The sequence below is a fragment of the Pseudoxanthomonas taiwanensis genome (assembly GCF_010093135.1).
Taxonomy (GTDB): Bacteria; Pseudomonadota; Gammaproteobacteria; order Xanthomonadales; family Xanthomonadaceae; genus Pseudoxanthomonas; species Pseudoxanthomonas taiwanensis.
On record NZ_PDWK01000092.1, the window covers coordinates 1 to 8,924 of the forward strand.

General features: G+C 74.0%; 6 protein-coding genes. 3 read left to right on the forward strand and 3 right to left on the reverse strand.

Features of this window, described 5'->3' with window-relative positions; translation table 11 throughout:
• Positions 1–147 precede the first annotated feature (147 nt).
• Complete coding sequence (locus CR938_RS13105) at positions 148–1,584, forward strand: GGDEF domain-containing protein (protein WP_162125427.1); 1,437 nt, start codon at positions 148–150, stop codon at positions 1,582–1,584.
• Here CR938_RS13105 and CR938_RS13110 read toward each other — a convergent pair.
• Complete coding sequence (locus tag CR938_RS13110) at positions 1,581–3,254, reverse strand: ABC1 kinase family protein (RefSeq protein WP_170296532.1); 1,674 nt, start codon at positions 3,252–3,254, stop codon at positions 1,581–1,583. The two genes, CR938_RS13105 and CR938_RS13110, sit on opposite strands and share 4 nt — an antisense overlap.
• 328 nt (positions 3,255–3,582) lie before the next feature.
• Between CR938_RS13110 and asnB the strand changes: the two genes are divergently transcribed.
• Entirely contained in the window at positions 3,583–5,277 is a 1,695-nt protein-coding gene (asnB, locus tag CR938_RS13115) for an asparagine synthase B (protein WP_162125428.1), read from the forward strand.
• Positions 5,278–5,427: 150 nt separating this feature from the next.
• On the opposite strand, the gene CR938_RS13120 is transcribed toward asnB, so the two are convergent.
• Positions 5,428–7,794 (reverse strand): penicillin acylase family protein, encoded by a 2,367-nt coding sequence (locus tag CR938_RS13120; protein WP_162125429.1) that lies wholly within the window; start codon positions 7,792–7,794, stop codon positions 5,428–5,430.
• Between the two features lie 135 nt (positions 7,795–7,929).
• Here CR938_RS13120 and bfr point away from each other — a divergent pair, with 135 nt between their 5' ends.
• Positions 7,930–8,415, forward strand: a complete 486-nt coding sequence (bfr, locus tag CR938_RS13125; protein WP_162125430.1) for a bacterioferritin — start codon at positions 7,930–7,932, stop codon at positions 8,413–8,415.
• Positions 8,416–8,445: 30 nt separating this feature from the next.
• Here bfr and CR938_RS13130 read toward each other — a convergent pair.
• Positions 8,446–8,924 (reverse strand): class I SAM-dependent methyltransferase (locus CR938_RS13130; protein WP_484573185.1); only part of this gene is annotated, 479 nt, incomplete at its 5' end.

The window sequence follows — 8,924 nt, forward strand, 5'->3', positions numbered from 1 at the left end:
GCCCGGAAGCCCGAAATCGGGCTTATTCAGAGCGCGGGACGCGCTTGCGAAGCGCCTGAGCAGCGAGAAATCCGCGCTGCCGACCGAGTCGGGGGCTTCGCCGGGTCGAATTTCAACAGGCTGCTAGCTGGCGACCCGCTGGGCGGCGTGCACCGCTGGCGCTTCGAAGCGGACAGCGGGCGGTTGCTGGAGCAGGAACACCTGGGCAGTGAGGCGGGCCTGGAGACCGACCCGGAACTGGGCACCCGCCTGCTGCTGCTGGACGACACCGTGTTCGCCATCTCCGGCACGCGCGTGCAGCGGCTGCGCGCCGGACGCTTCGTCCCCGCGCGGCTGCCGGAGCTGCCGGGCCTGGAGCGGCCCTGGGAGCTGGCGGCGGCGCGCAACGCCGCCGGCACCTTCGTCTGGACCTCGCAGCGGATATGGTGGCGCCCGCCGGGAGAGCACGCCTTCCGGCTGCTGCGCACCGGCGGCGGCCGTGTCCCCGGCTACCGCAAGGTGGAGCTGCAGGAGGACGGCCGGTTGCGCGTGCTGGCGCGCGCGCAGGTGCTGCAATTCGACCCGGCCTTCGACGCGGGGCCGGCGTGGCGGCCGCGCAGCCGCATCGACCGCATCCAGCTGCGCCACGCCGACGGCAGCCTGGAGCTGCTGCCCCGGCAGCCCGCCGCCCCACTGCCGGTGCCGCCTGGCGCGGCCGTGGGCCTGCGCCTGGGCCTGTCGGCGATGGAGAGCGAATTCGAGTTCCGCTACCGGATCCCGGGCTACCAGGCGCGCTGGTCGGAGTGGAGCGGCGACCGCGACCTGCTGCTGCAGCACCTGCCGCCGGGCGACCACACGCTGGAATACCAGGGCCGCGTGCGCGGCGGCGTGGAGGCCGGGCCGGAGCGGCTGGCGTTCCGCTTCCAGCCGTTCTGGTACGAGCGCTGGCCGGTGCGGCTGCTGTTCCTGCTGGCGGTGCTGGCCGCGGCCGCCGCGCTGGTGCGGCTGCGCGTGCACCGGGTCAACGAGCGCAACCGCGAGCTGGAGCGCAGGATCGCCGAGCGCACCGCCGAACTGGAACAGGCCAACCGCAAGCTGGCCGAGCTGGCGGTGATCGACGGGCTGACCGGCGTGCCCAACCGCCGCGCACTGGAGTGCGCGCTGGCGCGCGGCTGGCAGCGCTGCGCCGTGCACCGCGAACCGCTGGCGCTGGTGATGGTCGACGTGGACCACTTCAAGCGCTACAACGACGGCCTCGGCCACCAGGCCGGCGACGCGCTGCTGCGCCGGGTGGCAGCGATCCTGACTGCCGCCGTGCACGGGGTGGACGAGATGGCCGCGCGCTACGGCGGCGAGGAGTTCGTGCTGGTCCTGCCCGGCGTCGGCCTGGACGAGGCGGTGGCGCGGGCCGAGGCGGTGCGCGGGGAGGTGGAGCGCAGCGCGGCGGGCGGCGGGCCGGCCTGCACCCTCAGCATGGGCGTGGCGGTGGCCTGGCCGCCGGCGGGCGACGTGGCCGGGCTGCTCGGTGCGGCCGACGGCGCCCTGTACCGGGCCAAGCGCGAGGGACGCAACCGCGTGTGCGTGGCCAGCGGCGGAGCGGCCTAGTTGGGCCCGGATTGTTCGTCCGGCCGGGCGCGGCGGTCGCGCAGCAGGGCGCTGATGGCGATGGTCAGGCCCAGCCCGGCGGCGACCAGGAACAGCAGCACCGCCAGTGCCGGGTAGCCGAACAGCCGCGCCTGGGTCTCCACCCGCATCAGCATCGCCGAGGACAGCAGCAGCGCCGCGGTGACCACCGCCGCGGCGATGCGGTTGGCGATCTTCTGCAGGTTCTCCATCAGCGGCGAGTTTTCCAGCCCGGCCAGGCGCACCTGCAGACGGTTCTCGGCCAGCAGCGAGAGCGTGTCCGAAAGCTTGCGCGGCGCGTCGCGCAGCAGGCCCTGCACCTCCAGCAGCTCGCTGGCGACCACCGGGGCGGAGAAGGCGCGGCGCAGCTGCGCGCGCATGATGGATTGCAGATGCGACTCCACCAGGCGGCGCACGTCCATGTGCGGATCCAGCGCGTCGGCCACCCGCTCAAGGTTGAGCAGGGTCTTGCCCAGCAGGCTGATCTCCGGCGGCACGCGCAGGCTGTGCTCGGCGGCGCAGCCGACCAGCTCCAGCAGCAGCCGGCCCTCGGAGGTTGCGCGGCCGCTGGTGGCGTAGCGCGCCACCAGCTGGCCGGTGTCGCGGCAGAACGCGGCCGCGTCGAAGTCCTCCAGGCGCACGCCGATGGCCACCAGCTCGCGCGCCACGTCCTCGCCGCGGCCGTCCACCGCGGCGAACAGCAGCTTGAGCAGGCGCTCGCGCATGCGCGGGGGGATCTGCGTGACCATGCCCAGGTCGAGCAGGGCCAGGCACCCGTCGTCGCACAGCAGCACGTTGCCGGGGTGCGGGTCGGCGTGGATGTCGCCGTTGACGAACACCTGGTCCAGGTAGGCGCGCATCAGCTCGGCGGCCGGCGTGGCCAGGTCCATCTCGGTGCGGCGCAGGCCGGAGATGGCGGTGACCTTGGTGCCGTGGACCAGCTCCATGGTCAGCACGCGCGGGCTGACCATGCCCCACAGCGGCCGTGGCACGCGCAGGTGGCCGTACCGGGCCAGGTTCCCGCGGAAGCGGTCCAGGTTCTCCGCTTCGCGGCAGTAGTCCAGCTCCAGCAGCAGCACCTTGCGGAACTCGGCGATCCAGTCGGCGAAGTGCAGGCGGCGGCCGGTCTGGGTCAGGGTGTCGGCGGTGACGGCCAGCCCGGCCAGCACCTCCAGGTCCAGGCGGATGGACGCGTCCACGCCCGGGCGCTGCACCTTGACCGCGACCTCGCGCCCGTCGCGCAGCACCGCGCGGTGCACCTGCGCCAGCGAGGCGGCGGCCAGCGGCACCGGGTCGAAGTGCAGGAACAGGCGCGAGGGGCGCACGCCCAGTTCCTCCTCGATGACCTTCTCGATCACCGCCGTCTCCACCGGTGCGACCTCGTCCTGCATGCGGTCCAGGGCCTCGATGTAGGCCGGCGGCACCAGGTCGGGGCGGGTGGACAGCGACTGGCCCAGCTTGATGAAGGCCGGGCCCAGCGCCTCCAGGTCGGCGGCGAACGCCTCGGCGGCCGCGGTGCCGGACGCCGGGGCCAGGGCGGTGTCGGCCGGCGGGGCCTGGGTCCAGTCCAGGCCGGTCAGCACGCGGCGGTGCCGCGCCAGCCGCTTGACCACCTGTGCGGTACGGGCAAGGCGTTGGGTGGTGTCGTTCAAGCGAGTCTCCCCTCGGGCCACGGGCCCGGCTAGCCGGATGAGTATTGGCGGCCGGGCGTGAGCGCGACGTCAGTTGCCGAAGCAACGGTTGCGGAGCGGCCGGGGCCGCGCTACGGTCGGCGCATGCCTCCGTTCCATGCCAACGCCAACGCGACCAACCGCAACGACAACGCGGCGGGCAACCGTGCGCGGCCGATGCGGGTGCGCGACGACCAGGCATAGAGACGGAAGGCGCCAGGTCACCACGAAAACCCGCATCGGCCGATGCGGGTTTTTTTGTGCCCGCACCGCCACCGCGATCCGACCACCACCACCAGGGGAACCGACCATGTGTTCGATCTTCGGCATCTTCGGCCTGCAGCCCGGCGACGACCTGCAGGCCCTGCGACGGGAGTCGCTGGACCTGTCCCAGCGCCAGCGCCATCGCGGCCCGGACTGGAGCGGCGTGTACCTGGACGAGGGCGCGATCCTCGTCCACGAGCGCCTGGCCATCGTCGACCCGGCCGGCGGTTCGCAGCCGCTGCTGTCCGACGACGGCCGGCTGGCGCTGGCGGTCAACGGCGAGATCTACAACCACCGCCAGCTGCGCGCGCAGCTGCGCCAGCCCTACGCCTTCCGGACCGGTTCGGACTGCGAGGTTATCAACGCGCTGTACCGCGAGGACGCGCCGGTCTCCTTCCTCAACCGGCTCAACGGCATCTTCGCCTTCGCCCTGTGGGACAGGGCGCAGGGCCGGGCGATCATCGCCCGCGACCCGATCGGCGTGGTGCCGCTGTACTGGGGCCACGACCGCGCCGGCCGCCTGCGCGTGGCCTCGGAGATGAAGGCCCTGGTGGACGAGTGCGCCGACGTGGCGCAGTTCCCGCCCAGCCATTGGTACGACACCGCCACCGGCCGGCTCACCCGCTACTACGAACGGCCGTGGCGCGAATACGCCGCGGTGGAGGGCGTGGAGGTGCCGTTGCAGGAACTGCGCGAGGCCTTCGAGGCGGCGGTGCACCGCCAGCTGATGAGCGACGTGCCCTACGGCGTGCTGCTGTCCGGCGGCCTGGACTCGTCGCTGGTGGCGGCGGTGGCGGCGCGCTACGCGCGGCGCCGGATCGAGGACAACGACCGTTCCGAGGCGTGGTGGCCGCGCCTGCACAGCTTCGCCATCGGCCTGAAGGGCTCGCCCGACCTGGCTGCGGCGGCGGTGGCGGCCGAGGCGCTGGGCACCGTGCACCACGGCTTCGAATACACCTTCGAGGAGGGCCTGGACGCGCTGCCGGAGGTGATCCGCCACATCGAGACCTACGACGTGACCACCATCCGCGCCTCCACGCCGATGTTCCTGCTGGCGCGGCGGATCAAGGCCATGGGCGTGAAGATGGTGCTCTCCGGCGAAGGCAGCGATGAGGTGTTCGGCGGCTACCTGTACTTCCACAAGGCGCCCAGCGCGCGCGAGTTCCACGAGGAGCTGGTGCGCAAGCTGGACGCACTGCACAACTACGACTGCCTGCGCGCCAACAAGTCGATGATGGCCTGGGGCGTGGAGCCGCGCGTGCCCTTCCTGGACCGCGAGTTCCTCGACGTGGCCATGCGCATGGACGCCGCGCACAAGATGGTGCGGCGTGGCAGCGACGGCCCGCAGCGCATGGAGAAGGGCATCCTGCGCGCCGCGTTCGAGGGCTACCTGCCGCCGGAGATCCTGTGGCGGCAGAAGGAGCAGTTCAGCGACGGCGTCGGCTACGGCTGGATCGACGGGCTGAAGGCGTACGCCGAGTCGCAGGTCAGCGACCGCGAGCTGGCCGCGGCCGACAAGCGTTTCCCGGTCAACCCGCCGCAGACCAAGGAGGCCTACCTGTACCGCAGCATCTTCGAACGCTTCTATCCCACGCCCGCGGCGGCGGCCACGGTGCCGGGCGGCAAGTCCATCGCCTGCTCCTCGCCGGCGGCCATCGCCTGGGACGAGAGCTTCGCGAAGATGGCCGACCCCTCCGGCCGCGCCGTGGCCGGCGTGCACGCGCAGGCGCTGGCCGGCTGAGGGAACCTGCGCGAGCCGCGCCAGCGGCGACGCGGCGGAGGTGTGTCCGGTCGCGTCGCGTGCTCCCGGGCCGCGCGTGGGTGGCCCGTCCGGCGTGGCGGTCGGACACGGCTTCGGGTACGCCAGGCCGGATCGCCGCGCACGCGGCTCCTACAGGGCCGGGTGGAGGCGCAGCTCGTGGCGGGCGGGGCCGGGCAGGAACGGCGTGGGCCGGCCGTGCACCCAGTCGTCGTGGCCGGCACCCCAGAACGGCGAGAGCGGATGGCCGCGCTGCCCGCCGGGCATGTGCACGATGCCCTCGTCCTCGTGCCCGGGCGCGACCACCATGCGCTGCGATGCGCCGAAGACCGGCTGCTGCACGCGCGGCACCGTGGTGTCGCCGGGCAGCGGCTCGGCCGGCATGCACAGCCACCGGCCCGGCCGGCCGGGCAGGGCGCCGGCCAGCGGGTGGCAGATGCGCGCGGTGTTGATCCGGCCCCAGCTGGCCGGCGTGCCGTCGCCCTCGCGTTCCAGCACCTGCCGCGCCGCGTCCTCCAGCAGGGCCTCCCAGCTGGCGAAGCCGCGCGGCAGCAGGTGCGGCGGACGCTGCGCCAGCAGCGGCCGGACCACGCCTTCCAGCTGCGGCAGGGCGGGCAGGCGGAATTCCCCGCCCAGCGCCGCGGCGGCCGGCGCGGCCAGGCCCCTGGCGATGCGGGCGTGCACCGCGCCGCGCCAGTCGCGCACCCGCCGGTAGGCCACCGAGCCGATGGAGGCGTGGCCGTCCCAGTCGGACACGGCGGCCAGCCGCGCCAGCGCCGAACCGGGCTGGCGACGGGCCTCGTCCTGCAGCAGTCGCCACCAGTCGCCGAGCAGGCGGGCCTGGTCGTCCAGCTGCATGGCCAGCAGGGCGGCCTCGTCGAAGTGGTCCTGCGCCAGCAGGCGCTCGCGGATCTGCCAGGCGCGGATGCCCAGCGCGTAGCCGCCATCGCCCACCGTGGCCAGCGCCGCGCCGTCCAGCGTGCGTGCGTTGGCGGTCCACAGGCGGTGGCCCGGCGGATCGGCCAGCACCGGTGCCAGCGCGGTGCTGATCGGCCACGGCGTGCAGTCCGGCGGTGGCAGCGCCGGCCCGGCCTCCGCCAGCGAGGGCGGGCAGCCGTCCGCGCGCTCCGGCAGCGGCCCGGTGATGCGCCAGGCGATGCGGCCGTGGCGGTCGCCCAGCACCAGGTTCTGCGCGGGGATGGCGGCACGCGCGGCCACCGCCAGGGCGGCGTCCAGGTCGCCGGCCAGGGCCATGTCGGCCAGGCCCACGTCCAGCGCGCCGGGCAGGTGCGCCACCCAGCGCAGCGCCAGCGCCGGCTCTCCGTCGCGGGACGGATGCAGGATGGGGCCGAAGCGGGTCTCCTCCACCTCCAGCACCTCGGGCGTGCCGCCGGCCACCCCGATCCGCTCGCGGTGGCGTTGCACCGGCTCGCAGCCTGCCGGCGCATCGCCCGTGGCGGGACAGGGGGGCACCGCGAACCAGTCGGCGGTGTCGGCGTAGCTGTTGGTGAAGCCCCAGGCCACGTGGCCGTTGCTGCCGACGATCACCGCCGGCAGGCCGGGCAGCGAGAAACCGGCCACATCCACCCGCCCGCCCGGCGCGCGCGGGTCCGGATAGCGCAGCCGCACCCGGAACCACAGGTTGGGCGCACGCAGGGCCAGGTGCATGTCGTTGGCGACGATGGCGCGGTCGTCGGCGGTCAGCGCGCCGGCCACGGCCAGGTTGTTGCTGCCCGGCGCGCCGTGGTCGTCGGCCTCCATGCCGCCGTTGTGTTCCGGGGCCGGCAGCGCGCGCAGGTCCACCTCGCCCGGCCCGGGCAGGGGCGCGTCGCCGCGTACCCGGCCCAGCAGTGGCGCGTCCCAGCGGCTGCCGTCGTGCGCCAGCAGCCGGTACAGCGCCGGCGGCAGGTGCCGGCGCAACCGCCACAGTTCCAGCTCGCGCGTGTTGGCCGCGTCCTGCAGGTCGAAATACATGGCCATGCCGACCAGGGCCGAGTCGGCCACCTGCCAGGGGGCGGGCGCCTGGCGCAGCAGCAGGTAGGGCCAGGGGCGCACGCGCAGCGCGGCCAGGCCGGCATTGGCGCCCTCGGCATAGGCCTGCAGGTGGTCGGCCCGGTCGCCGGCGAAGGCGGGCAGGGCGGCCTCGACGCGCGCACGCATGCGGTGCACGCGGCGGGCACGATCGGCCCGCCGCGCCGCCGGTCCGAGCAGGGCGGACAGCTCGCCGGCGGCGGCGCGCCGCATCAGGTCCATCTCGAAGTAGCGCTCCTGGGCATGGACGAAGCCGAGTGCGCGCACGGCGTCGGCCGCGCTGGCGGCCTCGATGGTGACCACGCCCAGCGCATCGCGCCGCACCGCCACCGGCGCCTGCAGGCCGGGCAGGGCCAGCTCCCCGTCCAGCCGCGGCAGGCTGCCGCGCAGTATCCACCAAGCCAGGGCCGTGGCCGCGAGGGCCAGGACCAGCAGCATTCCCAACGCACGGTGGATCCAGCGCAGCATGGTGTCCCTCCCCGGGTGCGGCCGCCCGATTATCCATGCGCCGGAGCAACTGCGTTTGAGATTGATTCCGATTGGAACACCGCCGCGGCCGTTGCGGCACACTGGTGCGCAGTTCCCTCCCCACCGGAGCCCGTGATGGAAGGCCATCCCGAAGTCATCGAATGCCTCAAGGAGCTGCTGCGCGGCGAGCTGGCCGCGCGCGACCAGTATTTCCTGCACTCGCGCCGCTACGAGGACCTGGGCCTGAAGGCGCTGTACGAGCGCATCCACCACGAGATGGAGGAGGAGACCGCGCACGCCGACGCGATCCTGCGCCGCCTGCTGTTCCTCGGCGCCGATCCGGACATGCGTCCGCATCCCATCACCCCGGGGAAGACCGTGGTGGAGATGCTGGAGGCCGACCTGCGCGTGGAGTACGAGGTGCGCGCCAACCTGGCCGCGGCCATCCGCCTGTGCGAGGAGAAGCAGGACTACGTCAGCCGCGACATGCTGCTGGCCCAGCTCCGGGACACCGAGGAGGACCACGCGCACTGGCTGGAGCAGCAGTTGCGCCTGATCCGCATGATCGGCCTGGAGAACTACCAGCTGTCCAGGCTGGGCGACGGCCCGGCCCGGGACTGACGCGCGCCGCCCGCGGCGGGCGTGGGGCGGTCAGCGGCGCCGCAGGCGGTAGACCGCGGTGGACAACGCGGTCACGCCCTCGGCGCGGAAGCCCGGTTCGCGCGCCAGGATGTCGCGCCGCTCCAGCAGCGCCACGTCCCATTCCCCGTCGAACAGGGCGTGCACCTCGTCCTCCGGCACGGAGAACGGCGGGCCCTGCTTCTCCGCCTGCGGGTACTCCAGGGTGATCAGCAGGCCGCGGCAGCCGGGCGGCAGGCGGCCGTAGACCCCGCGCGCGTAGCGCCGGCGCAGCGCCGGCGGCAGCGCGATCAGCGCGGCGCGGTCGTACACCCCGCGCATCGCCGCCAGGGTGGCATCGCCTAGCAGCCTGTTGAAATTCGATCCGGCGAAGCCCCCGACTCGGTCGGCAGCGCGGATTTCTCGCTGCTCAAGCGCTCCGCAAGCGCGTCCCGCGCTCTGAAACAAGCCCGCTTTCGGACTTCCAGGCGCACCTTCCCCGCCGGGGCCGC